General features: G+C 71.3%; 19 protein-coding genes and 4 pseudogenes. 12 read left to right on the top strand and 11 right to left on the bottom strand.

Features of this window, described 5'->3' with window-relative positions:
• Window positions 1-390: a DUF488 domain-containing protein gene (locus EDC34_RS02400; protein ID WP_114959286.1), complete on the bottom strand. Its 390-nt coding sequence runs from the start codon at window positions 388-390 to the stop codon at window positions 1-3.
• 116 nt (window positions 391-506) lie between these two features.
• On the opposite strand from EDC34_RS02400, the gene EDC34_RS02395 reads away from it, so the two are divergent.
• On the top strand, window positions 507-1,535 hold the full coding sequence (locus EDC34_RS02395; protein WP_114959233.1) for a TraB/GumN family protein: 1,029 nt from the start codon (window positions 507-509) through the stop codon (window positions 1,533-1,535).
• 18 nt (window positions 1,536-1,553) lie between these two features.
• On the opposite strand, the gene dxs is transcribed toward EDC34_RS02395, so the two are convergent.
• From dxs to EDC34_RS02380, 3 genes are read right to left on the bottom strand one after another with little or no spacing between them, the layout of a single operon-like run.
• Window positions 1,554-3,458, bottom strand: a complete 1,905-nt coding sequence (dxs, locus tag EDC34_RS02390) for a 1-deoxy-D-xylulose-5-phosphate synthase (protein ID WP_114959232.1) — start codon at window positions 3,456-3,458, stop codon at window positions 1,554-1,556.
• Between the two features lie 58 nt (window positions 3,459-3,516).
• Entirely contained in the window at window positions 3,517-4,317 is an 801-nt protein-coding gene (locus EDC34_RS02385; RefSeq protein WP_114959231.1) for a queuosine precursor transporter, read from the bottom strand.
• Window positions 4,318-4,320: 3 nt separating this feature from the next.
• Window positions 4,321-4,989 carry a DUF502 domain-containing protein gene (locus EDC34_RS02380; RefSeq protein ID WP_114959230.1) on the bottom strand — a complete coding sequence of 223 codons (669 nt, stop codon included), beginning with the start codon at window positions 4,987-4,989 and terminating at the stop codon, window positions 4,321-4,323.
• 84 nt (window positions 4,990-5,073) lie between these two features.
• Between EDC34_RS02380 and EDC34_RS12430 the strand changes: the two are divergent.
• The 3 genes and pseudogenes from EDC34_RS12430 to EDC34_RS02355 form a co-directional block, all read left to right on the top strand.
• Window positions 5,074-7,347, top strand: a pseudogene (locus EDC34_RS12430) (methyl-accepting chemotaxis protein); the annotation flags it as partial.
• A 19-nt stretch (window positions 7,348-7,366) separates the two neighbouring features.
• Window positions 7,367-11,098, top strand: a complete 3,732-nt coding sequence (locus EDC34_RS02360; RefSeq protein ID WP_205388026.1) for a PAS domain S-box protein — start codon at window positions 7,367-7,369, stop codon at window positions 11,096-11,098.
• On the top strand, window positions 11,095-12,093 hold the full coding sequence (locus EDC34_RS02355) for a response regulator (RefSeq protein ID WP_240311034.1): 999 nt from the start codon (window positions 11,095-11,097) through the stop codon (window positions 12,091-12,093). The genes EDC34_RS02360 and EDC34_RS02355 overlap by 4 nt, the downstream gene beginning before the upstream one ends.
• Before the next feature lie 3 nt (window positions 12,094-12,096).
• Here the strand turns inward: EDC34_RS02355 and EDC34_RS02350 are convergent, their stop codons facing one another.
• The 3 genes and pseudogenes from EDC34_RS02350 to trxA form a co-directional block, all read right to left on the bottom strand.
• Window positions 12,097-14,106: a serine/threonine-protein kinase gene (locus tag EDC34_RS02350; RefSeq protein WP_114959228.1), complete on the bottom strand. Its 2,010-nt coding sequence runs from the start codon at window positions 14,104-14,106 to the stop codon at window positions 12,097-12,099.
• Window positions 14,107-14,169: 63 nt separating this feature from the next.
• A complete protein-coding gene (locus tag EDC34_RS02345) occupies window positions 14,170-14,619 on the bottom strand; it encodes a DUF4442 domain-containing protein (protein WP_114959227.1) in 450 nt (149 codons plus the stop codon).
• 97 nt (window positions 14,620-14,716) lie between these two features.
• Window positions 14,717-15,595: pseudogene (gene trxA, locus EDC34_RS02340) on the bottom strand (thioredoxin); the annotation flags it as partial.
• A 46-nt stretch (window positions 15,596-15,641) separates the two neighbouring features.
• On the opposite strand from trxA, the gene EDC34_RS02335 reads away from it, so the two are divergent.
• Entirely contained in the window at window positions 15,642-16,265 is a 624-nt protein-coding gene (locus EDC34_RS02335) for a DUF998 domain-containing protein (protein WP_114959225.1), read from the top strand.
• Here the strand turns inward: EDC34_RS02335 and EDC34_RS02330 are convergent.
• Both EDC34_RS02330 and EDC34_RS02325 read right to left on the bottom strand, forming a co-directional pair.
• Window positions 16,213-16,464 carry a SemiSWEET transporter gene (locus EDC34_RS02330; protein ID WP_114959224.1) on the bottom strand — a complete coding sequence of 84 codons (252 nt, stop codon included), beginning with the start codon at window positions 16,462-16,464 and terminating at the stop codon, window positions 16,213-16,215. The two genes, EDC34_RS02335 and EDC34_RS02330, sit on opposite strands and share 53 nt — an antisense overlap.
• Window positions 16,465-16,472: 8 nt before the next feature.
• Window positions 16,473-17,771 (bottom strand): metal-dependent hydrolase family protein, encoded by a 1,299-nt coding sequence (locus tag EDC34_RS02325; RefSeq protein WP_114959223.1) that lies wholly within the window; start codon window positions 17,769-17,771, stop codon window positions 16,473-16,475.
• A gap of 85 nt (window positions 17,772-17,856) precedes the next feature.
• Here EDC34_RS02325 and leuS point away from each other — a divergent pair.
• The 7 genes and pseudogenes from leuS to rlmH form a co-directional block, all read left to right on the top strand.
• Window positions 17,857-19,789, top strand: a pseudogene (gene leuS / locus EDC34_RS02320) (leucine--tRNA ligase); the annotation flags it as partial.
• Between the two features lie 83 nt (window positions 19,790-19,872).
• Window positions 19,873-20,643 (top strand): annotated as a pseudogene (locus tag EDC34_RS12515) (class I tRNA ligase family protein); the annotation flags it as partial.
• A gap of 94 nt (window positions 20,644-20,737) precedes the next feature.
• Entirely contained in the window at window positions 20,738-21,250 is a 513-nt protein-coding gene (locus tag EDC34_RS02315; RefSeq protein WP_114959221.1) for an LPS-assembly lipoprotein LptE, read from the top strand.
• A 16-nt stretch (window positions 21,251-21,266) separates the two neighbouring features.
• On the top strand, window positions 21,267-22,304 hold the full coding sequence (gene holA / locus EDC34_RS02310) for a DNA polymerase III subunit delta (RefSeq protein ID WP_114959220.1): 1,038 nt from the start codon (window positions 21,267-21,269) through the stop codon (window positions 22,302-22,304).
• A gap of 5 nt (window positions 22,305-22,309) precedes the next feature.
• Entirely contained in the window at window positions 22,310-23,002 is a 693-nt protein-coding gene (nadD, locus tag EDC34_RS02305; RefSeq protein WP_114959219.1) for a nicotinate-nucleotide adenylyltransferase, read from the top strand.
• Window positions 22,999-23,400, top strand: a complete 402-nt coding sequence (gene rsfS, locus EDC34_RS02300) for a ribosome silencing factor (protein ID WP_114959218.1) — start codon at window positions 22,999-23,001, stop codon at window positions 23,398-23,400. The genes nadD and rsfS overlap by 4 nt, the downstream gene beginning before the upstream one ends.
• 30 nt (window positions 23,401-23,430) lie before the next feature.
• Window positions 23,431-23,901, top strand: a complete 471-nt coding sequence (rlmH, locus tag EDC34_RS02295) for a 23S rRNA (pseudouridine(1915)-N(3))-methyltransferase RlmH (protein ID WP_114959217.1) — start codon at window positions 23,431-23,433, stop codon at window positions 23,899-23,901.
• Between the two features lie 27 nt (window positions 23,902-23,928).
• Here rlmH and EDC34_RS02290 read toward each other — a convergent pair whose 3' ends face one another.
• Both EDC34_RS02290 and EDC34_RS02285 read right to left on the bottom strand, forming a co-directional pair.
• Window positions 23,929-25,059 (bottom strand): hypothetical protein, encoded by a 1,131-nt coding sequence (locus EDC34_RS02290; protein ID WP_114959216.1) that lies wholly within the window; start codon window positions 25,057-25,059, stop codon window positions 23,929-23,931.
• Between the two features lie 149 nt (window positions 25,060-25,208).
• Window positions 25,209-25,472 carry a hypothetical protein gene (locus EDC34_RS02285; protein WP_114959215.1) on the bottom strand — a complete coding sequence of 88 codons (264 nt, stop codon included), beginning with the start codon at window positions 25,470-25,472 and terminating at the stop codon, window positions 25,209-25,211.
• Window positions 25,473-25,482 lie beyond the last annotated feature (10 nt).

Here is a 25,482-nt window from a genome sequence, read left to right as displayed (position 1 = left end):
TCAGCCGGCCAGCGTCGCCCCGGCGTCCTGCAGCAGTTCCCGCAGCGCGTGGCGGTGGCAGTGCGCCTCGTCCTCGCAGTAGCAGCCCACGCTAAAGTCGCTGGCGTGCGACAGCGCGGCCAGCAGCGCGATCGCGTGCGCGGCGTCCGGCCGCTGCATCTCGCGGCGGTAGCGGCGGAAGAATGCCTGCCATTGCGCCGGCGTGGTCGCCGCATGCGCCATGTCCATCGCTTCCTGGCTGGGCGCCACGGTGGGCAGCCAGACATCGTAGAAATCGCGGCGCGCGTACTCGGACTTGGGCACCCCGCGCGGCGGGCGGCGCACGGTGCCGATGCGCAGGCCCTCGCCCGGCGTGCGTGGGCTGCCCAGGCGAACGATGCGGATGGCCATGGCGTGTTCCCCTGCGGTGGCGATGGCAAGAGCATCCCACGGATTCAGCCGTGGGTTGAACATCCGGGCGCGGATGCCGTCACACTCGCGGCTTCACCAATTCGGGAGATGGGCGGATGCGGGATGCGATGCTGGGACTGGCCGCAGTGCTGATGATGGGATGGGCGGCATTGCCCGCGCGCGCACAGCAGGCGCCGCCGGCGGACGGCATCCGCACCGAAGCCCCGGTGGTGGTGCAGGGCGAGCAGCCGGGGCCGGGGATGTGGATCGTGCGCAAGGGCGATCACGACCTCTACCTGCTCGGCACCCTGAGCCCGCTGCCGGCGAAGATGCAGTGGCAGGCCGTGCCGCTGCAGCGGGTGCTGGCGAACGCGCAGGAAGTGATCCGCATGCGCGGGGTGCAGATCGATGCCGACGTCGGCTTCTTCCGCGGCCTGCTGCTGTTGCCCAAGCTGCTGGGTGCGCGCGACAACCCGGACGGCAAGACCCTGCGCGAGGTGGTTTCGCCCGCGTCCTATGAACGCTGGCAGGGATTGAAGGCGCGCTACATCGGCAACGATGGCGGGGTGGAGAAGCGCCGCCCGCTGTTCGCCGCGCAGGAGCTGTACACCGCGGCGATGAAAAAGAACGGGCTGGACACCCGCGACCCGGTGTGGCCGGTGGTGGAGAAGGCGATCAAGGAGCACCACCCGACGGTGACGGTGGTGAAGGAGACCATCGTCATCAAGGACCCCAAGCCGCTGCTGCAGGAATGGTCGAAGACGACGCTCGACGACCTGGCCTGCTTCGACAACACCCTGGCCCGGATCGAGACCGACCTCGACGCCATGCGCGCGCGCGCCAATGCCTGGGCCACCGGCGACATCCCGGCGCTGCGCGCGTTGCCGCCGGCCTACCAGTGGGAGGCGTGCAGCGCCGCCGTCACCGAGGCCGGGATCGGCAAGCGGCTGGGCTTTGGCGATGCCCGTGCCAAATTGCGTGCCAAGTGGCTGGCGGCCGCCGAGGCGGCGCTGGAGAAGAACGCGGTCAGCTTCGCCGCGTTGCCGCTGAACGACCTGCTCGGCGCGAACGGCTACCTGGCGGCGCTGCAGGCCAAGGGCTACGCGGTGATCGCCCCGGACGACGACGGCGGGGAGGAGGAGTAAGCCGCGCGCGACGGCCGCTTACGGCGCGGCCTGCGCGACCGCCGGCGTGCCCAGCGCCGGCCAGCGCGCCAGCAGCGCGGCGCGGATGCCGGCCACGTCCAGCCCGGCCTCGGCCAGCAGCTCCTCGCGGCTGGCATGGGGCTGGAAGGCATCCGGCAGGCCCAGGTGCAGGATCGGCAGCGCGAGGCCTTCGGCGGCCAGCAGCTCGGCCACGCCGCTGCCGGCGCCGCCCGCGACCACGTTGTCCTCGAGGGTGACGAAGCCTTCGTGGGTGTTGGCCAGTTCGAGGAGGAGCGCGCGGTCCAGCGGCTTGACGAAGCGCATGTTGACCACGGTCAGGCCGAGCTCGGCGCCGACCTGTTCCGCCGCCGGCACGATCGCACCGAACGCCAGCAGCGCGATGCGCGCGCCGCGCCGGCGCAGCTGCGCCTGGCCGATCGGCAGGGCGTCGAGGGCGGGCTGCACCGCGACCCCGGGGCCCGTGCCGCGCGGGTAGCGCACCGCGGCCGGGCCCACGTGCCGGAACCCGGTGGTGAGCATCTGCCGGCATTCGTTTTCATCGGCCGGCGCCATCACCAGCATGTTCGGCACGCAGCGCAGGAAGCTGAGGTCGAGGTTGCCGGCATGGGTGGCGCCATCCGGGCCGACCACGCCGCCGCGGTCGATCGCAAACAGCACGTCCAGTTTCTGGATCGCCACGTCGTGCACCAGCTGGTCGTAGGCGCGCTGCAGGAAGCTGGAATAGATCGCCACCACCGGCTTGGCCCCCTCGCAGGCCATCCCGGCCGCCAGCGTCACCGCATGCTGCTCGGCGATCGCCACGTCGAAATAGCGCTGCGGGTATTCCTGGCTGAAGCGCACCAGCCCGGAGCCCTCGCGCATCGCCGGGGTGATCCCCAGCAGGCGCGGCTCGGCCGCGGCCATGTCGCACAGCCAGTCGCCGAACACGTCGGTGTAGGTGGGCTTCTTCGCGCCCGGCTTGGCCACCACGCCCTTCTGCGGGTCGAACGGCCCGACCGCGTGGTAGCCGATCTGGTCGCCCTCGGCCAGCTCGTAGCCCTTGCCCTTGGTGGTGATGACGTGCAGCAGCTGCGGGCCTTTGAGGCCCTTCAGGGTCTTGAGGGTGGCCAGCAGCGTCGGGATGTCGTGGCCGTCGATCGGGCCGGTGTAGTGGAAGCCCATCTCCTCGAACAGGGTGGAGGGCACGAACATGCCCTTCCAGTGTTCTTCCCAGCGCTTGACGAAGCGCGCGGTCGGGTTGTGCTTGTCGCCCAGCAGCTTCTTGCCGCCCTCGCGCAGCGCATTCAGGGTGCGGCTGCCGGACAGCCGGCCGAGCATCTTGGTCAGCCCGCCGACCGCCTCGCTGATCGACATCCGGTTGTCGTTGAGGATCACCAGCAGGTCCGGCTCCGGGTCCATCCCGCCGGCGTGGCCGAGCGCCTCGTAGGCCATGCCCGCGGTCATCGCGCCGTCGCCGATCACCGCCACCACCCGGCGTTCATTGCCGGCGCGCGCATTGGCGATCGCCATGCCCAGCGCGGCCGAGATCGAGGTCGAGGAGTGCCCCACGCCGAAGGCGTCGTACTCGGATTCCTCGCGCTTGGGGAACGGCGCCACCCCGTCCTTCTGCTTGACCGTGTGGATGCGGTCGCGGCGGCCGGTGAGGATCTTGTGCGGATAGCACTGGTGGCCGACGTCCCACACCAGGCGGTCGTCGGGGGTCTCGTACAGGTAGTGCAGGACGGTGGTCAGCTCCACCACCCCCAGCCCGGCGCCGAAATGGCCGCCCGACTTGCCCACCGATTCGATCAGGTAGGCGCGCAGCTCGTCGGCCACGGCGCGCAGCTCGGCCTCCGGCAGCTGGCGCAGGTCGGCGGGGCTGTCGATCCGCGACAGCAGGGGATAGCGGGACGCATCGATCATCCGGCTATTGTCGCGCCGCCGCGGGGTGCGGGCAATGCGGCGCAGGCCCCGGGCCCGGTCAGTCCAGCGGGAAGGTGTGCGGCGGCTGCGCCGGATCGGCGGCGGCCTGCCGGATCAATTCCTGCGCGCGCGCCTCGCCGAGGTAGCGGTGGATGCCGGCGCGGGCCAGGTACAGCAGCGGGATCAGCGCCACCGCCGCCAGCATCTTGTAGGCGTAGTTCAGCGAGGCCACCGCCAGGAACAGCGAGGTCGGCCAGTGCTGCGGGCCCAGCACGAAGGCGATGTAGAGCACCACGAAGCTGTCCACCAGCTGCGAGACCGCGGTGGAACCGGTGGCGCGCAGCCAGGCGTGGCGCTCGCCGGTGCGGCGGCGGATGTGGTGGAAGGTGTGGATGTCCACCAGCTGGCCGATCAGGAAGGCGGTCAGCGAGCCGACCGTGATCCACATGCCCTGGCCGAAGATCGCGGAGAACGCGGCCTGGTAGTCCGGCACGCCCTGGTTCTGGGCGCTGCCCACCCACCAGCTGGCCGGCGCGAGCTGGATGGCGATGTAGGCGAACAGGAAGGCGTAGGCCACCAGGCCTGCCGCCAGCCAGCTGATCAGGCGCACCCCGCGCTTGCCGAAGTACTCGTTGACCGTGTCGGTCATGATGAACACGATCGGCCAGATCACGGTGCCGGCGGTGAAGTCCAGGGTGCCGCCTTCGCCCAGCAGCCGCCAATGCACCGGGGCGATCCCGAGGGTGCCCTCCAGCGAGAAGATCTTGACCCCGATGAACTCGGCCAGCACCGCGTTGGCGCAGAAGAACGCGGCCAGCGCGATGAACAGCCGTACCGCGCGGTCGTCGAGCTGGCGCATGGGTCAGGACGCCTGCCCGGGCGGGGTGAACGGGATGTGCTCGGGCGCCACCGCGCCGCCGCTGATGATGAAGCCCATCGCCTGGTCCACCGTCCAGTCGGTGGGGGTGATCTTCTCCACCGGCACGATCTCCAGGTAGCCGGAAGTCGGGTTGGGGGTGGTCGGCACGTACACCGCCGCCAGCTCGCGGCCGGTGCCCTGCTCGCGCATGACCCGGGTGACGAAGCCGATCGACTTCATCTGGTTGTGCGGGAAGTCCACCAGCACCACCCGCTGGGTGCCGTCCGGCTTGGTCTGCAGGATGTCCAGCAGCTTGCGCGCGCTGCCATACACGGTATTGGCCAGCGGGATGCGCGCCACCAGCGCCTCCATCCAGCGCAGCAGGCGCTGGCCCACCACCCGGCGCGCCAGCCAGCCGGCCAGCAGGATGAACGCGACCGTGGCCACCAGCGCGATCCCACTTTGCACCCAGGGTTCCACCAGCCAGCCGAAGGTGCGCGGGTTGCCTGCGGCCAGCTCCTGCAGGCCCGGTTCCACCAGCGGCTTGCTGAGGCTGCCCAGCAGGCCGAACACGAATTTCAACACCGCCCAGGTCAGCCAGAGCGGCAGCAGGGTAAGCAGGCCGGTCAGGAACAGGCGCTGCAGGCGTTGGGAGAGGGTGGGGGATGGCATGGGCGCAGTTTACCGGCTTGCCGGGGGTCAAGCGCGGGTCGGCGGGGCCGATAACCACCAAGACTCCCTACCGTGCCGGCCATCATGTCCAGCCCAGACCCCATCGCGCAGGTGCCTGCTGCGCCGCGCTCGCTTCCGCGCGGCGAGCTGCGCAGCCGCCCGGTGACCGGCCGCGAAGTGCTGCTGCGCGACGGCGAGTCGATCGTCTCGCGCACCGATCTGCGCGGCATCATCACCTACATCAACGGCTATTTCTGCGAAATCAGCGGCTACACCGAGGCCGAGCTGATCGGCCAGCCGCACAACGTCATCCGCCATCCGGACATGCCGCCGGAGGCGTTCGCGGATCTGTGGAGCCACCTCAAGCGCGGCCTGCCGTGGGTGGGCATGGTCAAGAACCGCTGCAAGAACGGCGACCACTACTGGGTGCAGGCGCACGTCACCCCGCTACTGGATGCCGACGGCAAGGCCACCGGCTACATGTCGGTGCGGCGCAAACCAAGCCGCGAACAGGTGGCCGAGGCCGAGCGCGATTACGCCGCCCTGCGCGCAGGCCGCTTGAAGCACGCGGAGATCCGCAACGGCCGGGTGGTCCAGGTGCCGTTCTGGGAGCGCTGGAACCCGCTGTGGAAGCTGAACCTGACCGTGCGCCTGTTCCTGCTGGCGCTGTTCGGCCCGGGCCTGGCCGGCCTGCTGCTGTGGCGGCAGGGCGGCGGCGCCGGCACCGACCTGTGGCTGCTGGCGGCGGGCCTGGCGTTCGCGCTGTACTCGGCCTGGTGGCTGTCGCGCGACGTGGTGGGGCGCAGCAATGCCGCCCGGCGCGCGCTGCGGGAGATGGCCAGCGACGTGTTCACCGGCCAGATCGACGTATCGCGCAACGACGAGATCGGACGCGTCCTGCTGGGCATCAAGAGCATGCAGATCCGGCTCGGGTTCCAGGTGGAAGAGATGCGCCGCGAGGGCGCGCGCACCCGGCGCGTGTCCGAGGCGCTGGAGGTGGCGGCCGCCAGCGTGCTGGTCACCGATGCCGAGGGCAGCGTGGTGTTCGCCAACCGCGCCCTGCGCGAAGGTTTCGCGGCAGCCGCGCCGGTGCTGGCGGACAGCCTGCCGGGTTTCCGCGTCGCCCAGGTGGTGGGGGCCGATGTCACCGGGTTCCATCCCGATCCGTCGCACTGGCGCGGCCTGCTGCCGGCGCTGCGCGCGCCGCATGCGGAGACCCTGGTGCTGGGGCCGTACACCTTCGACGTGGGCATCACCCCGGTGCTGGACGACGGCGGGCGCGCGATCGGCCACGTGTTCGAGTGGAAGGACCGCACCGCCGACCTGGCGATCGAACGCGAGATCGCGCAGGTGGTGGAGGACGCGGTGCGCGGCGAGCTCGATCGCCGCATCGACGAGGCCGGCAAGCGCGGCTTCCATCTGCAACTGGCCCGCAACCTCAACGCCATGCTGGACGGGCTGGACGCGGCGATCGCCGAGATCCAGCAGGTGCTGCAGGCGCTGGCCGACGGCGACCTCACCCGACAGGTGCGGGCGCGGCTGCAGGGTGCGTTCGGGCGCATGGCCGACAGCGCCAACCACACCGTGGCCCGGCTCGCCGCGATGGTCGGCGAGATCCGCGACGCGGTGGCGGCGATCAGCGCCGCCGCCGGCGAGATCGCGGCGGGCAACGCCGACCTGTCGATGCGCACCGAGCAGCAGGCGGCCTCGCTGGAGGAAACCGCTTCGTCGATGGAAGAGCTCACCTCCACCGTCAAGCAGAACGCCGACAACGCGCGCCAGGCCAACCAGCTGGCGATCGGCGCGGCCGGCGTGGCCGAGTCCGGCGGCGAGGTGGTGCAGAAGGTGGTCAGCACGATGGGCGACATCCAGACCGCCTCGCGCCGGATCGCGGACATCATCGGCGTGATCGACGGCATCGCCTTCCAGACCAACATCCTGGCGCTCAATGCGGCGGTGGAAGCCGCGCGCGCCGGCGAGCAGGGCCGCGGCTTCGCGGTGGTGGCCGCCGAGGTGCGCTCGCTCGCCCAGCGCAGCGCGGGCGCGGCCAAGGAGATCAAGCAGCTGATCACCGATTCGGTGCTGAAGGTGGAGGAAGGCAGCGCGCTGGTGGACCAGGCCGGCAAGACCATGGGCGAGATCGTCAGCAGCGTCAAGCGCGTCACCGACATCATGGCCGACATCAGCGCCGCCTCGCAGGAGCAGAGCAGCGGGATCGAGCAGGTGAACCAGGCCATCACCCAGATGGACGAGGGTACCCAGCAGAACGCCGCGCTGGTGGAAGAGGCCAGCGCGGCCGCGCAAGGGCTTGCCCAGCAGGCCCGCGGCCTGGACGAGCAGGTCGCGCGGTTCCGGCTGCGCTGAGGTGGCGTCCGGGATGACGGCAGCCTTCGATGCACTGCGCTGGCTTGGGATGGCGGGCGGCCCGCGGCTGGAAGCCTTCTTCGCCGCCGGGCTGCCAAGCGATCCACTGTTGTGGCGCGACCACGATCCGTGGCTGGTCGCGCTGTCGGTGCTGGTGTCGATCGGCACCTCCGCCATCGCCCTGCACTTGGCCGGGCTGGCGAAGGCCGCGAAAAGCCGCGGCATGCGCCAGCTGGCGCTCGGTTCCGGCGCATTGGCGCTGGGCTCCGGCGTGTGGGCCATGCATTACGTGGGCATGCTGGCGTTCGCCGTATGCGGGCAGGCCAGCTTCGATCCGCTGGTGACAGCGCTGTCGGTGCTGCCGAGCCTGGCCGCGTCCTGGGTCGCGCTGCGCCTGCTGGTGCGTGAGCGGGTCGGCCCCGGCGTCCTGCTGTTTGGTGGTGTGCTGATGGGTGCCGGGATCGGCGCGATGCACTACCTCGGTATGTCCGCCTCGGTGTGGGCGCCGATGATGCGCTACGACCCCGCCATGTTCGCACTGTCGATCGTAGTGGCGGTGCTGCTGGCGATGCTGGCGCTGTGGGTACGCTTCGGCCTGCGTAGGCATCTGCACCTCGGTGCGGGGGCGACCACCCTGCTCGCCGGGGGCGTGATGGGCCTGGCGATCGCGGGGATGCACTACACCGGGATGGCGGCCCTGCGCTTCGTGCAGCCGATCGCGCTGCTGGAGGCGCAGCAGGCCGGGCGGCCGCTGCAAGCCACCCTGGCGCTGGTGATCGTCGTGGTCACCGTGGGCCTGGGCCTGCTCGGGATCGCGGTGAACGTCAGTCTGCGCTATCGCCGGATGTTCCACGACATCCAGCGCAGCGAATCGCGCCTGCGCGCGGTCACCGCGACCGCGGTGGACGGTATCGTCGTGATCGACGGGCGCGGCATCATCCTGTCGTTCAATCCCGCGGCCGAGCGGATGTTCGGGTGGCGCGCCGACGAGGTGATCGGCCGCAACGTGCACATGCTGATGCCGGAGCCGCATCGTTCCGCGCACGACGGCTACCTGCGGCGGCACCTGCAGACTGGGCACACGGCGGTGATCGGCACCGGGCGCGAGGTGGAGGCCCGCCGGCGCGACGGCACCGTCTTCCCGATGCGGCTGGCGGTGGGCCGCATCGAGCATCCGGACGAGCCGCTGTTCGTCGGCTTCCTGGTGGACCTGTCCGAGCGCAAGGCGCTGGAGCGCGAACGCCAGCAGGACCAGGCGCAGCTGCAATCGCTGGTGGCGAACCTGCCCGGGATCGCGTTCCGCAGCCTGAACCAGGAGGACCGCCCGATGCTGTTCATCAGCGACGCGGTGGAAGCCCTGACCGGCTGGCGCGAGGCGGACTTCATCGCCGGGCGCATCAGTTTCACGGAGGTCGTGCACCCCGAGGATGGGCGCCGCGTGCCCGGCGAGATCGCGCAGGCGGTGGGCGCAGGGCGGCCCTACCAGATCGAATACCGCATCCGCACCCGCGCCGGCGAGGTGCGCTGGATCTCCGAGAACGGGCGCGGGGTGGCCGACGAGCACGGCGTGGTGCGCTGGATCGACGGCGTCGCCCTGGACATCACCGAGGCCAAGGCGCGCCAGGCCGAATTCGTCGGCGTGGTGCAGGCGCTGGATCGCTCGATGGCCGCTGCCGAATTCGACCTCGACGGGCGGATCATCACCGCCAATGCGAATTTCCTTGCCCTGATGGGCTATCGGCTGGACGAAATCGTCGGCCGCCACCATGCCGTGTTCTGCACCCCGGACTACGCCGCCAGCGTCGAATACCGCCAGTTCTGGCTGGATCTGGCGCACGGGAACTTCCGCTCCGGCGAGTTCCAACGGGTGGGCAAGGGCGGGCGCCTGGTCTGGATTCAGGCGACCTACAACCCGGTGTTCGACGCCGAGGGACGGGTGTCGAGGATCATCAAGTTCGCCACCGACCTGAGCGAACGGCGGGCGATGGAGCAGGACCTGCGCACCGCCAAGGAGCATGCCGAGCAGGCGGCCGCGGCCCGCGCCAGTTTCCTGGCCAACATGAGCCACGAGATCCGCACCCCGATGAACGCCATCCTCGGCTTCACCGAGGTGCTGCTGGATTCGCCGCTGGAGGCCGACCAGCGCCGCCATTTGCAGACCGTGCAGAACGCCGCGCGCTCGCTGCTGCGCCTGCTCAACGACGTGCTGGATACCGCCAAGCTGGACAAGGGCGCGCTGGCCCTGGAGTCGCTGGAGTTCGACCTGCGCGCGGTCTGCGTGCAAACCCTGGACACGCTGCGCATCGCGGCCACCCGCAAGGGCCTGGCGCTGCGCCTGGAGTACCCGCCGCAGCTGCCCGCGCACACCCGCGGCGACGCCCTGCGCGTGCAGCAGGTGCTGCTCAACCTGCTGGGCAATGCCATCAAGTTCACCGAGCGTGGCGAGGTGGTGCTGCGGGTGGGGCATGCCGGCGGCGAGTGGAAGCTGGAGGTGTCCGACACCGGCATCGGCATGGATGCGGCGGCGCTGGACACCGTGTTCGCCCCGTTCGCGCAGGCCGATGCGTCCACCGCGCGCCGGTTCGGCGGCACCGGGCTGGGGACCACCATCGCGCGCCAGCTGGTCGAGCTGATGGGCGGCCGGATCGAGGTGCGCAGCCAGCCGGGAGAAGGCTCCACCTTCAGCGTGTACCTGCCGCTGCCGGTGGTGGCGGCGCCGCGGCTACGGGCCGAACCGCAGGCGAGCGTGGCGGGCTTGCCCGCGCTGGACATCCTGGCGGTGGACGACGTGCCTGCCAACCTCGAGCTGCTGCAGGTCACGCTCGGGCGCGAAGGCCAGCGCCTGGTGCTGGCCGACAGTGGCGAGGCGGCGCTTGCCGCGCATGCGCGCCAGCGTTTCGACCTGCTGCTGCTGGACCTGCAGATGCCAGGCATCGACGGGTTCGAGGTGGCGCGCCGGATCCGTATGCGCGAGGAGCGCGATGGCCTGCCGCGGCTGCCGATCATCGCGCTCTCCGCCAGCGTGCTGGAGCACGACCGCGAGCGTGCACTGGCGGCCGGCATGGACGGCTTCGCGCACAAGCCGCTGGAGCTTCCGCGGCTGCGCACCGAAATCGCGCGGGTGCTGGGGCTGCACGAGCGTGGCGAGGATCGGCCGGCATCCGCGGGCGCGCAGGCAGCAGGCGCCCCCGCGGCGGTGGATTGGGACGCCGGGGTGCGCCGCTGGGGTTCACGGGCGCTGCTGCAACAGGCGCTGGCCGGATTCCTGCGCGAGCAGGCGCAGGCGCCGGCCCGGCTGCAGGCCGCGCAGGACGATCCAGCCGCGCTGGCGGCGCTGGCCCACCGCCTGCGCGGTGCCGCCGGGAACCTTGCCCTGCGGCAACTGCAAGCGGCGCTGGAAATGCTGGAAAACGCGGCGCGCGCCGGGGATGCCGGTGCCATCGCGCAGGGGCTGGCCCGCATCGGCCCGGCCTGGCGCGAGGTGCAGGAGGCGCTTGGCGAGCCCGAGAGGCCCTTCACGGTCGAGGCGGCCGCGCACGATCCGGACGCGGCCTGCGCGGCGATCGATGCGGCGCTGCCTGCATTGCAGCGCGGCGAGTTGCCCGATGCGGCGCTGGCGCGCCTGGCGCAGGCGCTGCAGGGCGGGCTGCCAGCCGCGGTGCAGGAGGCGCTGGACGGGTTCGATTTCGAGGCCGCGCAGGCCGCGCTTCAGGCGCTGCGTGCCTCACTGCGGAGCGAGCCATGATGCTGGAGATGAGCGAAGACGGGCGTCCGTGCCTGCTGCTGGTGGACGACGAGCCGACCAACCTGCAGGTCCTGCGGCGGGTGCTGGAGGCCGATTACCGGCTGCTGTTCGCCACCGATGGTGCGCGGGCGCTGCAACTGGCGCGCACGCAGCAGCCGCGCCTGGTGCTGCTGGACGTGATGATGCCGGGGATGGACGGGCACGCGGTCTGCGCCGCGCTGAAGCAGGACCCGGCCACCGCCGCGATCCCGGTGATCTTTGTCACCGCGTTGGCCGACGCCAGCGACGAGGCCGGCGGGCTGGAGGCCGGCGCGGTGGACTACATCACCAAGCCGGTCAGCGCGCCGGTGGTGCGCGCGCGGGTGCGTACCCACCTGTCGCTGGTGCGGATGGAGGAGCTGCGCGATTCGCGCCTGCAGATCGTGCAGATGCTGGGCCGCGCGGCGGAGTACAAAGACAACGAGACCGGCATGCACGTGATCCGCATGAGCCATTATGCCCAGCGGCTGGCGCTGGCGGCGGGCTGCGGCCAGGCGTGGGCGGACGACCTGCTGAATGCCGCGCCGATGCACGACGTCGGCAAGATCGGTATCCCCGATGCCGTGCTGCGCAAGCCCGGGCCGCTGGATGCCGAAGAGTGGGAGATCATGCGCCGGCACCCGCAGATCGGCGCGGAGATCATCGGCGAGCATCCATCGGGGGTGCTGCGGCTGGCGCGCTTGGTGGCCTTGGCCCACCACGAGAAATGGGATGGCAGCGGCTATCCGGCCGGCTTGTCCGGCGAGGCCATCCCGCTGGAGGCCAGGATCGTGGCGATCGCCGACGTGTTCGATGCACTGACCTCGCGCCGTCCGTACAAGCAGGCATGGTCGTTCGAACAGGCGTTGGAGCACCTGCGCCAGCAGGCGGGCCGCCACTTCGACCCGGCGCTGGTGGAATGCTTCCTGCCGCTGGCGCCGGCGCTGCACGAGATCCAGCAGCGCTGGGCGGACTGAGCCTCAGCCGCCGCGCACCAGGCGGATGCCGACATCGTCGTAGCCGCGGCCGGCGTCGAGTGGCTGCGGCTTGCCGCTGGCCATGCGCTGGGTGCAGGCGTGGTCGGCGCACAGCGACAGCCAGCTGGCCGGGGTCGCAGGCTGGCCCTGCAGTTCGCCGGCGCTGGGCAGGCGGTAGCGGTGGCCGTCCTGTGCGCCCTGCCAGGCCGCATACGCCAGCGCGTCGGCGGCGGACACGCAGGCCACCGGCCGGCGCTCGCCGCCCAGCAGGTTGTCCCAGCGCAGCTTGCGGCCGAGGAACCCGCGCCCGCACTCGGCGGCCTCGCGGCCGGTGGCGCTGGCGAAGCGGGCGTAGTCGGCGCGGCTGACGGTGACCAGCTCGGGCGCGGCGGCGGCCTGCTTCGGTGTCTCCGCGGCCGCGTCCTTACCATTCTCGGCCGTGCCGCGCTCGTTCGCGGCCAGCGCATTCAAGCGCGTCTGCAGGCTGCGCGCGCGGGCCGGTTCGAGCTCCAGCCAGGGCGTGGTGGCGGCATACAGGCGGCTGGCGTCGGCGCGGGTGGCCGGCTTGGCCAGCAGCAGGGTGATGCGGTCGTCCAGGGTCGCGCCCAGGCGCTGGCGCAGCTGCGCGATCGCCGCGCCGGTGCCGCCACGGCGCTTGTCCAGGGTCTGCGCGCGCTGGAACGCCAGCCGTGCGCCGGCCGCGTCGTCGTTGCGCAGGGCGCGGTCGGCGGCCTCGGCCAGCGCATCGAACAGCAGGGCGGTCAGGCGCAGCGTTTCCGGATGGGTGGGATTGGCCAGCCAGGCGGCCTCCACGCTGGCCCAGGCATTGGCATTGGGCGGTGCCAGCAGCTGGCCGGCGCGCAGCTGCTGTTCGGCATTGGCGATGTAGGCGCGCAGGCCGAAATCCTGCGCATCCTCCGCGGGCGCGGTGGCGGCGAGTGCGGGCGCGGCGGATGCTTCGGCCGCGGGGGCAGCGGTTGCTTCCGTTGCCGTTGCCTGCGGGCCGTCGATGGGAGCAGTGGCGCTTGCACTTGCGGCGGCGGTGCCTGCCGGCGTGCGCTGCAGATAGGCATAGCCCAGCACCAGCGCCAGCGCGATGGCCGCGCCGCCCAGCAGCGCCGGCCGGCGCCAGCGTGCGGGCGGCGGGGCATCCGTCGCGGGCAGCGCATCGGCCGGGATTTCCACCGCCGCGAAGGCGCGCCCGGCGCGGCGTTCCACCTCGTCCAGCGCGGCCAGCATCTCGTTGGCGCTGGCAAAGCGTTCGCCCGGCTGCTTGGCCATCGCGCGGTCGATGAAGCCCTGCCAATGCCGGAGCACGGCGGGCAGGCGCGGGATGGGCTCCTGCACATGTTTGAGCGCCATGGTGAGCGCATCGCCAGCGGCATACGGCAGGCGGCCCATCAGCATTTCCCAGGTCAGCACGCCGAGGCTGTAGACATCGGCGCGGCGGTCCACCTCCTGCCCGCGCGCCTGTTCCGGCGGCATGTAGGCGGTGCTGCCCACGGCCAGCCCGGCGGTGGTCAGGCGCGGGTTGTTGCCGCGGCGCAGGGCGATCCCGAAATCCGCCAGCATCGGCCGTTCGTTCTCGTCGAACAGCACGTTCTCGGCCTTGACGTCGCGATGCACCACCCCGCGCACATGCGCGTAGTCCAGCGCCTGCAGCAGGCTGCGCAGGATCGCGGCCACCTTCGGCTGGTCGCCGGCCAGCTTGCGCTGGGCCAGATGCCCGTGCGACAGGTAGGGCATCGCGTAGAACGGCAGGCCGTCGCCGGTGCGCCCGACTTCGAAGATCCCCACGATGTTGGGATGCTCCAGGCGCGCGATGATGCGCGCCTCGTTCTCGAAGCGCGCGCGGCTGATCTCGTCGGTGAGCGCCTCGGCCAGCATCACCTTCAGCGCCACCTTGCGCTCCAGCGACAGCTGCTCGGCCAGATACACGGTGGACATGCCACCATGGCCGATCACCCGCAGGATGCGGTAGCCCGGGATGCTGGGTTGGGTCTTGTCCGTCACGGTGTCGTTCGCCTCCCCGAATCCGCCGGAGCATACGACGGCGGGCAGGGCCGGGGGAACGGGTCAGCGTCCCGGTTTGCGACGCACGTAGAGCTGCTTGCGGACGCGCGCGACCACCTCGCCGTCGGCATCCACCACGTCGTTCTCGAACCAGCGCAGCACCTTGGCGCCGCCGGCGGCACGCGTGCGCAGGTCGTCGAGGTCCGCCGGGGTGAGGATGAAATCCGTCCGCACCACGCCGCGCCCCGGCTTCACGAATTCGATCTCGCCGGCCTTGTCCCAGACCCTATGCTCGCGGCCGAGGTGGTGCAGCACCATCAGCATCCAGAATGGATCGGTCATCGCGAACAGGCTGCCGCCGAAGTGCGTGCCCACGTAGTTGCGGTTCCACGGGCGCAGGCGCAGCTCGACCCGCGCGCGGGTGTAGTCCGCCGACAGCGCGGTCAGGTGGATGCCGGTGAACAGGAACGGCGGCCACAGGTTGATCCCATGGCGGAACAGGCGGTGGTGCATGCGGCGTGGAAAGGCGCGGGGTTGGGTGCACATGATCCCATACGCATGCGTACGGGAAAAGTTGGCTCCCGGAGGAAGCTGCGCTGGCCCGGCCGCGTCAGGCCAGCAGGATGGCCGACATCTGCCGGCGCACCCGGCCCACCAGGTCCTCGTCGTCGAGGATGCGGAAGGCGTCGATCAGGCTCTTGCGCGCCAGACCGTCGCCATAGTTGCGGTCGCGGCGCAGCATCTCGATGAACTGCGCCAGCCCGGCCTCGGCCTCGCCGCCCACCAGCTGGCGCACGCCCAGCAGATGGCGCGCGCGCAGATCGTCCGGATTGGCGGCGATCGCGGCCTGCAGCACTTCCGCCGGCGGCGCGTCCTTGAGCAGCGCGGCAAAGCCCAGGCGCGCGCGCGCCTTGACCGCGCGGTCGTCGGTGGCGAGGTTGGCGGGCAGCGCGTCCAGCAGCTGTTCGGCCTCGGTGGCGGCGCCGGTCTGCAGCAGCGCCAGCGCCAGGTCGAGCTTGAGCCCGGCATCGTCCGGTGCGGCCTCGATCGCCTTGCGCAGGCGCATCACCTCGGCATGCGGATCCAGCGGCGGCGCGGGGGCGGGCGCGGCCACCTCGGCTGGGGCCGCGGCCGGCGTGATCCCGTGGTGCTTGAGGAACTCGCGCAGCTGGCCCTCCGGCAGCGCACCCGGGAAGCCATCCACCAGCTGCCCGTCCTTCACCAGCATGACCGTGGGCACCGAGCGGATCTGGAACGCGGCGGCCAGCTCCTGCTCCTTGTCCACGTCCACCTTCGCCAGCACGAACGCGCCGTGGTAGTCGGCGGCCAGCTTCTCGAGGGTCGGCCCCAGGGTCTTGCACGGCCCACACCAGCTCGCCCAGAAATCGACCAGCACGGGCGTCTGCAGCGACTTGCGGATCACCTCCTCCTCGAAGCGGGCGGCGGTGGCGTCGAACACATGGGGCTTGGCGGCGTCGGTCATGGGGCGTCGGGCAGTCGTGGAGTGGTGAAGGAAATGTCCTTAGCATGGGGGCATGCAAAGCCCATTCAAGCAGGCATGGCCCTGGCTGGCATCGGCCTCGTTCCTGGCAGCGCTGCTGCTGGCCGATTTCGGCGTACCCGAGTATTCGCACCGCATCCATCCGCTGGCGCTGCGCGGTGCCAGCGGGTTGCCGGGGGCGTGGCTGTTCAACGCGGGGGCCTTCGTGCTGCCCGGGCTGGCGCTGCTGCTGGCGGCGCAGGGGCTGCGGCCGGCGCTGGCGCGGGCGGGGTGGCCGGCGAGGATCGGGCTGACCCTGATGCAGGGCTCGGCGCTCGCGTTCGCCGCACAGGGGCTGCTGCCGCTGGACATGCGCACGCTGGATGCGCTCGCCAACCGGCTGCACGCGCTGGCGTGGATGCTGTGGTGGATCGCCTTCGCGCCCGGCGCGCTGCTGCTGGCGCTTGCAGGTGGGCGCGGGCGCGGATTCGCCGTCGCCGGCGTGGCGGCCGCGCTGCTGGTGCCGTGGCTGGCGGTGCTGGCGCCGATCGGGGCCTGGGTCGGGCTGGCCCAGCGGCTGGCGTTCCTGCTCTGGTTCGGCTGGTGGCTGCTGGCGGCGCGTGCGTTCAGCCGTAGCGCAGCTTCAGCACCAGGATCGTGGCCGCAAGCGCGAACGTGACCAGGTTGGAGACGATCATCGGCCACGAGTGCAGGAACAGCCCGTAGCCGAACCAGCAGGCCACGCCGAAGGTGAACACCACGTACATCCACAGCGAGATGCCGTGGGTCTCGCGGGTGCGGATGGTCTTGACCGCCTGCGGCACGAACGACAGCGTGGTGCAGGTGGCCGCGACCACGCCCAGCCATTCGAGGTTCATGCCCGAAGTCACGGCGCCACCGGCCTGCCGTCGCGGCGATACACGGTGCCGCCCTTCATCACGAACTCGACCGCCTGCATGCGGGTGATGTCGGCCAGCGGATCGCCGTTGACCGCGATCACGTCGGCGTACTTGCCGGCCTCGAGCGCGCCGAGATCGGCGCTACGCCCGAGCAGCTCGGCGGCGTTGCGGGTGGCGGCCTGCAGGGCGTAGGCGGCGGGGATGCCGGCCTCCACCATGTACTGGAATTCCTTCGCGTTCTGCCCGTGCGGGTACACCGCCGCGTCGGTCCCGAAGGCGATCCGCACGCCGGCGCGGTAGGCCTTGCCGGCAGTGGCCTGGATCTGCGGACCGACCAGCCGGGCCTTGGCCGCCACCTGCGGCGGGTAGTAGCCGGGCGTCTCGGCTTTTTCCTGCACGTATTTTCCGGCGGTGATGGTGGGCACGTACCAGGTGCCGCGCTGCTTCATCAGCTGCATGTCGGCAGCGTCCATGAAGGTGCCGTGTTCGATCGAATCGACCCCGCCCAGCACCGCGCGGCGGATGCCCTCGGCGCCGTGCGCGTGCGCGGCCACGGTGAAGCCGTAGTCGTGCGCGGCCGCGACCACGGCCTGGATTTCTTCGAGGGTCATTTGCGGGTTGTCGGCGCTGGCGCTTTCGTCCAGCACCCCGCCGGAGGGCATGATCTTGATCAGGTCGGCGCCGTCCTTGTAATGCTGGCGCACGGCTTTCCAGGCATCGGCGGAGCCATTGATGATGCCCTGCTTCGGCCCGGGATCGCCTTGCAGATCCTTGCGGTAGCCATCGGTCCCATCGGCGTGGCCGCCGGTGCTGCCGATGGCCGTGCCGGCGGTGAAGATGCGCGGCCCGGGCACGATGCCGGATTCGATCGCGTTGCGCAGTGCGATCGATTCGCCATCGCCATCGCCGAGGTTGCGCACCGTGGTGAAGCCGGCCTGCAGGGTGCGCGCGGCGTACACGGTGGAGCGGATCGCGTAGTCGGCGGTGTTCCAGCGGAACTGGTCGCTGTAGCTGGTCGGGCTGGTCTCGCTGGTGAGGTGGGTATGGGCGTCGATCAGCCCCGGCAGGCAGGTCAGGGCGGACAGGTCGATCACGCCGTCGGCCGGTGCCGGCAGCCCGGCGCGGACCTCGGCGATGCGGCCGTCGCGCACCCGCAGCGTGTGCGGCCCCAGCAGCTGGCCGCTGCCGCTGTCGAACAGGCGGCCGCAGGCAAGCACGGTATCGGCGGCAAGGGCGGGCGCGGCGGCGGCCAGCAGGCCGGCGGCGAGCAGGAGGCGGTGGCGCATGCAGGTATCTCCCTAGTGAGGGCGCGATATTGCCACGCATGGCGGCGGATGCTGCGCTGCGGTAGGCTTCCAGTCCCGATTTTCCCTGCCATTCGCCGTGTCCGAACCCGTCGCCTACGATCCACGCTCCGTCGAAACCGCCGCCCAGGCGTTCTGGGACCGCACCCGCGCCTTCGAGGTGCGCGAGGGCGGCGACAAGCCCAAGTACTACTGCCTGTCGATGCTGCCGTACCCGTCGGGTGCGCTGCACGTGGGCCACGTGCGCAACTACACCATTGGCGATGTGATCAGCCGCCACAAGCGCATGACCGGCCACAACGTGCTGCAGCCGATGGGCTGGGATGCGTTCGGCCTGCCGGCCGAGAACGCCGCGATCAAGAACAAGACCGCGCCGGCCAAGTGGACCTACGCCAACATCGAGCACATGCGCGGCCAGCTGAAGTCGCTGGGCTATGCGATCGATTGGAGCCGCGAGTTCGCCACCTGCAAGCCGGACTATTACGTGCACGAGCAGCGCATGTTCGTGCGCCTGCTGAAGAAGGGCATCGCCTACCGCAAGAATTCGGTAGTGAACTGGGACCCGGTGGACCAGACCGTGCTGGCCAACGAGCAGGTGATCGACGGCCGCGGCTGGCGCACCGGCGCGCTGGTGGAGAAGCGCGAGATCCCGCAGTGGTTCCTGCGCATCACCGACTACGCGCAGGAACTGCTGGACGAGCTGGACGGCCTGGAGGGCTGGCCGGAGTCGGTCAAGACCATGCAGCGCAACTGGATCGGTCGCAGCGAAGGGCTGGAGATCCAGTTCCGCGTCGATGGCGAGGCGGAGCCGCTCACCGTCTTCACCACCCGCCCCGACACCCTGATGGGCGTGACTTTCCTGAGCATCGCCGGCGAACATCCGCTGGCGCTGAAGGCGGCAGCAAACAACCCCGAACTGGCCGCGTTCCTGGCCGAGCTGAAGAAAGGCGGGGTGTCCGAGGCGGAGCTCGAGACCCAGGAAAAGCGCGGCATGGCCACCGGCCTGTGGGCCAGGCACCCGCTCACCGGCGAGGACCTGCCGATCTACGTCGCCAACTTCGTGCTGATGGGCTACGGCACCGGCGCGGTGATGGCGGTGCCGGCGCACGACCAGCGCGACTGGGAGTTCGCCCAGGCCTACGGCCTGCCGCTCAAGCCGGTGGTGGTGGATGCCGCCACCCGCGATGCGCTGCGCGAGATCCAGCAGCACGTGCGCGGGCATGACGACCCGATGGCGGTCGCGCTGGGCCAGCATGGCGCGATCGACGTGGTCGAGGTGGACGCCGCGGTGGCGGTGGTGCGCGAGTACCTGCGCCGGATCGAGGACGAGGGCGCGCATACCGAGCGCGGCTGGCTGATCAATTCCGGCGAGTTCGACGGCCTCGACTACCAGGCCGCGTTCGAGGCGCTGGCCGCGAAGGTGGAGGCCGAGGGCATCGGCCGCCGGCGGGTGAATTTCCGCCTGCGCGACTGGGGCGTGAGCCGCCAGCGCTACTGGGGCTGCCCGATCCCGGTGATCCATTGCCCGTCCTGCGGCGCCGTGCCGGTGCCGGAGGACCAGCTGCCGGTGGTGCTCCCGGAGGATGTCGCCGATGCCTTCGCCGCCGGTGATGTGCATTCGCCGATCAAGTCCGACCCCGAATGGCGCAAGACCACCTGCCCGCAGTGCGGTGGCGCGGCCGAACGCGAGACCGACACCTTCGACACCTTCATGGAGTCGAGCTGGTACTACGCGCGCTACACCTCGCCGGGCGCCCCCGAGATGGTGGATGAGCGCGCGAACTACTGGCTGCCGGTGGACCAGTACATCGGCGGCATCGAGCACGCGATCCTGCACCTGATGTACTTCCGCTTCTACCACAAGCTCCTGCGCGACGCGGGGCTGGTGGCCAGCGACGAACCGGCCACCCGCCTGCTGACGCAGGGCATGGTGATCGCCGATACCTTCTACCGCGAGAAGGCGGACGGTTCGAAGGAGTGGATCAACCCGGCCGACGTGGAGTGGCGGATGTGGCAGCCCGAGCCGGGCCCGCTGTCGCTGCCCGATCCGGTGCCGGCGCCGGCACCGGTACTGACCCCGGTGCTGAAGGCGGACGGCCGTCCGGTGATCCGCGGCGGCACCGAGAAGATGTCGAAGTCGAAGAACAACGGCGTCGATCCGCAGGTGCTGGTGGACAGGTACGGCGCCGACACCGTGCGCCTGTTTGCGATGTTCGCCGCGCCGCCCGAGCAGTCGCTGGAGTGGAGCGACGCCGGGGTCGAGGGCATGGCGCGCTTCCTGCGCCGGCTGTGGCGCGACGTGCACGCGCATGCCGCCCAGCCCGACCATCCGGTGGTCGATCCGGCGCAGCTCGATGCTGCGCAGAAGGCGATGCGCCGGCAGGTGCACGAGGCCATCGCCAAGGTCGGCGATGACGTCGGCCGCCGGCACAGCTTCAATACCGCGATCGCTGCGCTGATGGAACTGCTGAATGCGCTCGCCAAGTTCACCGACATGAGCGACCAGGGCCGCGCGGTGCGCCACGAGGCGTTCGAGGCGGTGGTGCTGCTGCTCAATCCGATCACCCCGCACATCTGCCATGCGCTGTGGCAGGTGCTGGGCCATCCGGAGACCCTGCTGGAGGACGTGCCGTTCCCGCAGGCCGATCCGCAGGCGCTGGTGCGCGATGCCATCACCCTGGCGGTGCAGGTGAACGGCAAGCTGCGCGGCACCATCGAGGTCGCCCCGGACGCCGCGCGCGAGGCGATCGAGGCGGCCGCGCTGGCCGCGCCCGGGGTCGCCGGGTTCGTGGCCGGGCAGGTGCCGAAGAAGGTGATCGTGGTGCCCGGCAAGATCGTGAACATCGTTGTCTGAGGCGCGGGCCAGGCGTATGCGTCCGGCCCTGCGCGCCTTCGCCCGGGTCGCGGCGCCGCGCGAACGCCCGGCCGTTTTCGCTAGACTGCCCGGCATGAACGCCCGTCTCGCCGTCCTCGTCCTGTCCGTCGCTGCGCTGCTGTCCGGCTGCGGCTTCCACCTGCGCAATGCGCTCAATCTGCCGGCCAACCTCGGGCCGGTGCGGGTGGTCACCGCCGACCGCTACAGCCCGCTGGGCGACCTGCTGGCCGACGGCCTGCGCCGCGCCGGCGCGCAGCCGGCCGCGCCCGATGCCAGCGAGGGCGTAGCCACGCTGCAGGTGATTTCGGAGAACTGGGCGGACACCCCGATCAGCAATGACACCTCGGGGCGGGCGGTGGAGTACATGCTGCGCTACGCGGTGGTGTTCAGCCTGCGCCGTGCCGACGGCAGCGTGGCGGTGCCGCAGCAGCCGGTGGAGCTCTCGCGCGATTACCTGGCGCCGGCGGTGGATTCGATCGGCAAGGCCAGCGAACGCGAGCTCTTGGTGCGCGAACTGCAGCGCGACATGGCCGCCTCGATCCTGCGCCGGGTGGACGCCGCCTCGGCGCCCGCCGGCGCGCACTGAAGCCGCGCCCGCCGCGATGGAGCTGGGCGCCGACCGCCTCGCCGCGCAACTGGCCAACGAGCCGCTGCGGCCGGCTTACCTGGTCGCCGGCAACGAGCCGCTGCTGGTGCTGGAGGCCGCCGACGCCGTGCGTGCGGCCGCGCGCGTGCAGGGGATCGGAGAGCGCGAAGTGCACGACATGGAGGGCCGCGAGGCCGATTGGCCGGCCTTGCAGTCCTCGCTGCACGCCCCCAGCCTGTTCGCCAGTCGCCGCCTGCTGGAAGTGCGCCTGCCTTCGGGCAAGCCCGGCACCGAGGGCGCCAAGGTCATCGCCGCTTACTGCGAAGCACCGCCGCCGGACGTGGTGCTGCTGGTCATCTCCGGCGAGTGGTCGAAGGCGCATGCCGGCAAGTGGAGCCAGGCCATCGCCAAGGTCGGGCACGTGGCCATCGCCTGGCCGGTGAAGCCACATGAGCTGGCCGGCTGGCTGGGCGCGCGCCTGCGCCGGGCCGGGATCAAGGCCACCCCGGAGGCGCTGGCGCTGCTCGCGCAGCGGGTGGAAGGCAACCTGCTGGCGGCGGCGCAGGAAATGGACAAGCTCGCGCTGCTGCAGGGCCGCGGCGAAGTGCTGGATGCCGACCGGCTGCAGGCACTGGTGGCCGATTCCGCGCGCTTCGATGTGTTCCGGCTGATGGAGGCCGCGCTGAACGGCCAGCCGGCGCAGGTCGCGCGCGTGCTGGCCGGCCTGCAGGCCGAGGGCGAGGCGGTGCCGGCGCTGATGGGCATGGTGGTGAAGGAACTAGGCGCGCTGGCGGCGCTGGCGCAGGCCGCGGATTTCGCCGGCCGCTGCAAGGCGCTGGGGATCTGGGAATCGCGCCAGGCCACCTACAAGCGCGCGCTTGGCCGGCACCCGCCGGAGCGCTGGCAGTGGCTGCTGGCCGAGGCCGGGCGGGTGGACCGCATCGCCAAGGGGCGGGTGCGGCCGGGGCAGGACTCGCACGATGCCTGGCTGCAGCTGGAGCGCCTGCTGCTGGCGGTGGCCGAACCCAAGGCGCGCCGCCTGCTGGCCTCGTGAGCGCGATGCTGCGGGTCTACTACGGCGGCAGCTTCGACCCGGTGCACAACGGCCACCTGGCGCTGGCCTGCGCGGCCCGCGACCAGCTCGGGGCCGAGGTGTTCCTGCTGCCGGCCGGGGATCCGCCGCACAAGACGAGCACCCACGCCGCCGCCGACGTGCGTGCGCACCTGCTGGAACTGGCCGTGGCCGGGGTGCCCGGGCTGCGGGTGGACCGCCGCGAACTGCAGCGCCCCGGGCCGTCCTACACGGTGGACACGCTGCACCAGCTGCGTTCCGAGCTGGGCCCGCAGGCGCCGATCGCCTGGCTGGTCGGGGCCGATTCGTTGCGCCAGCTGGGCAGCTGGCACCGCTGGCGGGAGCTGTTCGCGCTGGCGCACCTGGTGGTGGCGGCACGGCCGGACGCGCCGCTGGATGACGCGGCGTTGGCAGCGGCGGCACCGGAGGTGCAGGCGGTCGTCGGCCCACGCTGGCGCCCGCCCACCGCGCTCGCGCAGTCCCCCGCCGGGGCCGTCTGCCGGCTGCCGCTGGCGGGGCTGCGGCCGGAATCCTCGACCGCGCTGCGGCAGCGGATCGCCGCCGGCATCGCCTGGCAGGACTGGGTGCCGACGCCAGTGGCGGCGGAGATCGAGCGCCTGCAGCTGTACCGCGACCCGGCCGTTATACTGGCCACAACTTCCCAGAGCGATCGCCCTTGACCACCAGCGCCCACGTCATCAAGACCAGCCTGCCCACGCCGCCGCCCTCGGTGGACGTCTTGCTCAAGGCGGTGCACGCCGGGCTGGAGGAACTCAAAGCCAAGGACGTGGTGGAAATCGACGTGCGCGGCAAGAGCAGCGTCTGCGATTTCATGGTGGTCGCCTCCGGCACCTCCACCCGCCACGTGAAGTCCGCCGCCGACGAGGTGGTGAAGTTCGCCAAGCAGCTGGACGTGGTCCCGCTGGGCGTGGAAGGCGAGCGCGAGGCCGAATGGGTGCTGGTGGACCTCGGCGACGTGGTCGTGCACGTCATGCTGCCGCGCGTGCGCGAGTTCTACGCGCTGGAGCGCCTGTGGTCGGTGGGCGACCAGCGCCCCGACGACGCGGCGGATGCCTGATCCGCGCCGGGCCGGTACCGGGGCAGCCCCATGAAAGGCCGATTGGTCGCGGTCGGCGAGCGCGCCCCCGGCTGGGTGGCGCAGGGGTTTGCCGAATACCAGAAGCGGCTGTCGCACTGGCTGCCGTTGGAGCTGGTGGAGATCGAGCCTGGCATCCGCGGCAAGGGCCGCGACACCGCCCGCGCGATCAGCGACGAGGGCGCGCGGGTGCTGGCGGCACTCCCGAAGCAGGCCCAGGTGGTGGCGCTGGACGGTCGCGGCCGCATGCACAGCTCCGAGCAGCTCGCCCAGCGCCTCGAGCACTGGCGCGGGCAGGGGCGCGATCTCGCCTTCCTGATCGGCGGACCGGAAGGGCATGCGCCCGACGTGCTGGCGCGCGCCGATGAAACCTGGTCGCTGGGCCCGCTGACGCTGCCGCACATGCTGGTGCGACTGGTGCTGGCCGAACAGCTCTACCGCGCTGCCGCGCTGCTGGCCAACCATCCCTACCACCGCGCGTAAGCCGCGCGCTGCGGCAGGGGCCGCGGGTCAGTGCCCGCGCAGGCGGCCAAACAGGCCGGCGGGTTTGGTGGTGGCCGGTTCCGGCGGTGGTGCCGCTTGTACCGGCTCGGCGTAGCCGGTGGCCAGGTTGGCGTTGATGAAGTCCGCCACCTCCGCCTGCGGGACGCCGGCCGCGGCGGCGATGGCGTCGGCGTCGGCCTGGCCTTTCATCATCACGGTGGCGATGCGGAAGTGGCGCGGGTATTCGCGTTCGGTCTGCGGCCATTTCTTCAGCACGTAAGGCCCCGCCACCGGCGCGCCGGAGAGCAGGCCACCCAGCCACAGCAGGCGGGCCAGCGGCTGCGCGGCGCCGAGGCGGGCGCTTTCCTCGGCCCAGGCGGCATCGTCCAGCGCGACGAAATCGGTCTCTTCCAGCGGCGCGGCGAAGTACGGAGCCAGCGGCTTGAGCGCGGCCGGGCCGTGCCAGTGGCCGTTGCCTACATCCAGCAGCAGCGCAGGTGCATCCGGATGTTGCAGGCGCACGCGGCGGGCGGGGCGGCCGCCGGCCAGCCAGTCCAGCAGCGGCTTCGCTTGCGGCTCTGTGGCGGCAGGAGGCGGTTCCTCCAGCACCGGCGTTGCGGCATCGGCCACGGCCTGCGGTTCCGCGACTGGCGCCGGCGCGGCCACAGTGGCGGCTGTGGCGAGGATGTCGCTGGGTTCGGTATCGGCGATGGCGACGGAAGGTGCTGCCATTTCGGGCGTTTCGTCCATTTCGGCCAGCTCGGCCGTCTCCGCCGCTTCGGCCGAAGCGCTCGCGGCAGGAGCGGATGCGGCGTTCGCGGGTTCGGCGGCGGCCGCGTCCGCCAGCAGCGAGGCATCGGTTTCGATCTCGCTGAGCAGCACGGCCAGGTCGCTGGCACTGATCGGGTGTGGCAGGCGGTAGTCGGTCTGCTGGCGGTCCACCGAGGTCAGCCCGATCACCTTGCGGCCCAGCCCGTGCAGGCGCAGCCAGCTCATCGGGCCGTACAGGCTGTCCATGTCGATGATGACGTAATCGGCCTGTTCGCTGTCCACCAGCGTCCAGTGCCCGCCGATCTCGGCGTTGGCGGCCTTGAAGGCCGCCGTCACCTCGGCCTCGATGTGGCGTTCCATGCCGGTGATGCCCAGGGTCAGCGCCATCGCAGTGTCCTTGTCGCGGTTCGGCCCCGAGTGTTGCCGTCGCCGGCGCGTGCGTCAATCGCCGGCGGCGGGCGGGGGCGGAGCGGACTGCATGTGCCGGGGATGCTGCGTATCACGGCGGCGTCCTGCGGCGGCCGCGGTGGCGATGCTCAGCGATACTCGCCGGGCACCGGCGGCGCGACCATGCCGACGGTGTGGCGGCGGAGGTGGGCGTCCGCTTCGACCGGCAGCGCGACGCAGTGCCCTTTGCGGGCGTGCTCCTGCAGTTCCGCGCGGGAGCAGAGGTAGACGAGATGGTCGCATTCGCCGCAGTAGCGGATGCCGGGGTTTTGCTGGATCTCGAACAGGTCCTTCCAGTCGCGGTTGCACTGGAACCTGAAGTAGCAGTTCTCGACCTTGGCTGGCGTGTCCATGGCTTGCCTC

The sequence above is a fragment of the Thermomonas haemolytica genome, from assembly GCF_004346265.1.
GTDB lineage: Bacteria > Pseudomonadota > Gammaproteobacteria > Xanthomonadales > Xanthomonadaceae > Thermomonas > Thermomonas haemolytica.
Note: the sequence above shows the minus strand (reverse complement) of the source record. Positions and strands in the feature narration are given on the sequence as shown.

What these genes read in the sequence shown, in the direction of transcription:
- EDC34_RS02400 (WP_114959286.1), bottom strand. Translation starts at nt 390, where the DNA reads ATGGCCATCCGCATCGTTCGCCTGGGCAGCCCACGCACGCCGGGCGAG.
- EDC34_RS02395 (WP_114959233.1), top strand. Translation starts at nt 507, where the DNA reads ATGCGGGATGCGATGCTGGGACTGGCCGCAGTGCTGATGATGGGATGG.
- dxs (WP_114959232.1), bottom strand. Translation starts at nt 3,458, where the DNA reads ATGATCGATGCGTCCCGCTATCCCCTGCTGTCGCGGATCGACAGCCCC.
- EDC34_RS02385 (WP_114959231.1), bottom strand. Translation starts at nt 4,317, where the DNA reads ATGCGCCAGCTCGACGACCGCGCGGTACGGCTGTTCATCGCGCTGGCC.
- EDC34_RS02380 (WP_114959230.1), bottom strand. Translation starts at nt 4,989, where the DNA reads ATGCCATCCCCCACCCTCTCCCAACGCCTGCAGCGCCTGTTCCTGACC.
- EDC34_RS02360 (WP_205388026.1), top strand. Translation starts at nt 7,367, where the DNA reads ATGACGGCAGCCTTCGATGCACTGCGCTGGCTTGGGATGGCGGGCGGC.
- EDC34_RS02355 (WP_240311034.1), top strand. Translation starts at nt 11,095, where the DNA reads ATGATGCTGGAGATGAGCGAAGACGGGCGTCCGTGCCTGCTGCTGGTG.
- EDC34_RS02345 (WP_114959227.1), bottom strand. Translation starts at nt 14,619, where the DNA reads ATGCACCACCGCCTGTTCCGCCATGGGATCAACCTGTGGCCGCCGTTC.
- EDC34_RS02335 (WP_114959225.1), top strand. Translation starts at nt 15,642, where the DNA reads ATGCAAAGCCCATTCAAGCAGGCATGGCCCTGGCTGGCATCGGCCTCG.
- EDC34_RS02330 (WP_114959224.1), bottom strand. Translation starts at nt 16,464, where the DNA reads ATGAACCTCGAATGGCTGGGCGTGGTCGCGGCCACCTGCACCACGCTG.
- EDC34_RS02325 (WP_114959223.1), bottom strand. Translation starts at nt 17,771, where the DNA reads ATGCGCCACCGCCTCCTGCTCGCCGCCGGCCTGCTGGCCGCCGCCGCG.
- EDC34_RS02315 (WP_114959221.1), top strand. Translation starts at nt 20,738, where the DNA reads ATGAACGCCCGTCTCGCCGTCCTCGTCCTGTCCGTCGCTGCGCTGCTG.
- holA (WP_114959220.1), top strand. Translation starts at nt 21,267, where the DNA reads ATGGAGCTGGGCGCCGACCGCCTCGCCGCGCAACTGGCCAACGAGCCG.
- nadD (WP_114959219.1), top strand. Translation starts at nt 22,310, where the DNA reads ATGCTGCGGGTCTACTACGGCGGCAGCTTCGACCCGGTGCACAACGGC.
- rlmH (WP_114959217.1), top strand. Translation starts at nt 23,431, where the DNA reads ATGAAAGGCCGATTGGTCGCGGTCGGCGAGCGCGCCCCCGGCTGGGTG.
- EDC34_RS02290 (WP_114959216.1), bottom strand. Translation starts at nt 25,059, where the DNA reads ATGGCGCTGACCCTGGGCATCACCGGCATGGAACGCCACATCGAGGCC.
- EDC34_RS02285 (WP_114959215.1), bottom strand. Translation starts at nt 25,472, where the DNA reads ATGGACACGCCAGCCAAGGTCGAGAACTGCTACTTCAGGTTCCAGTGC.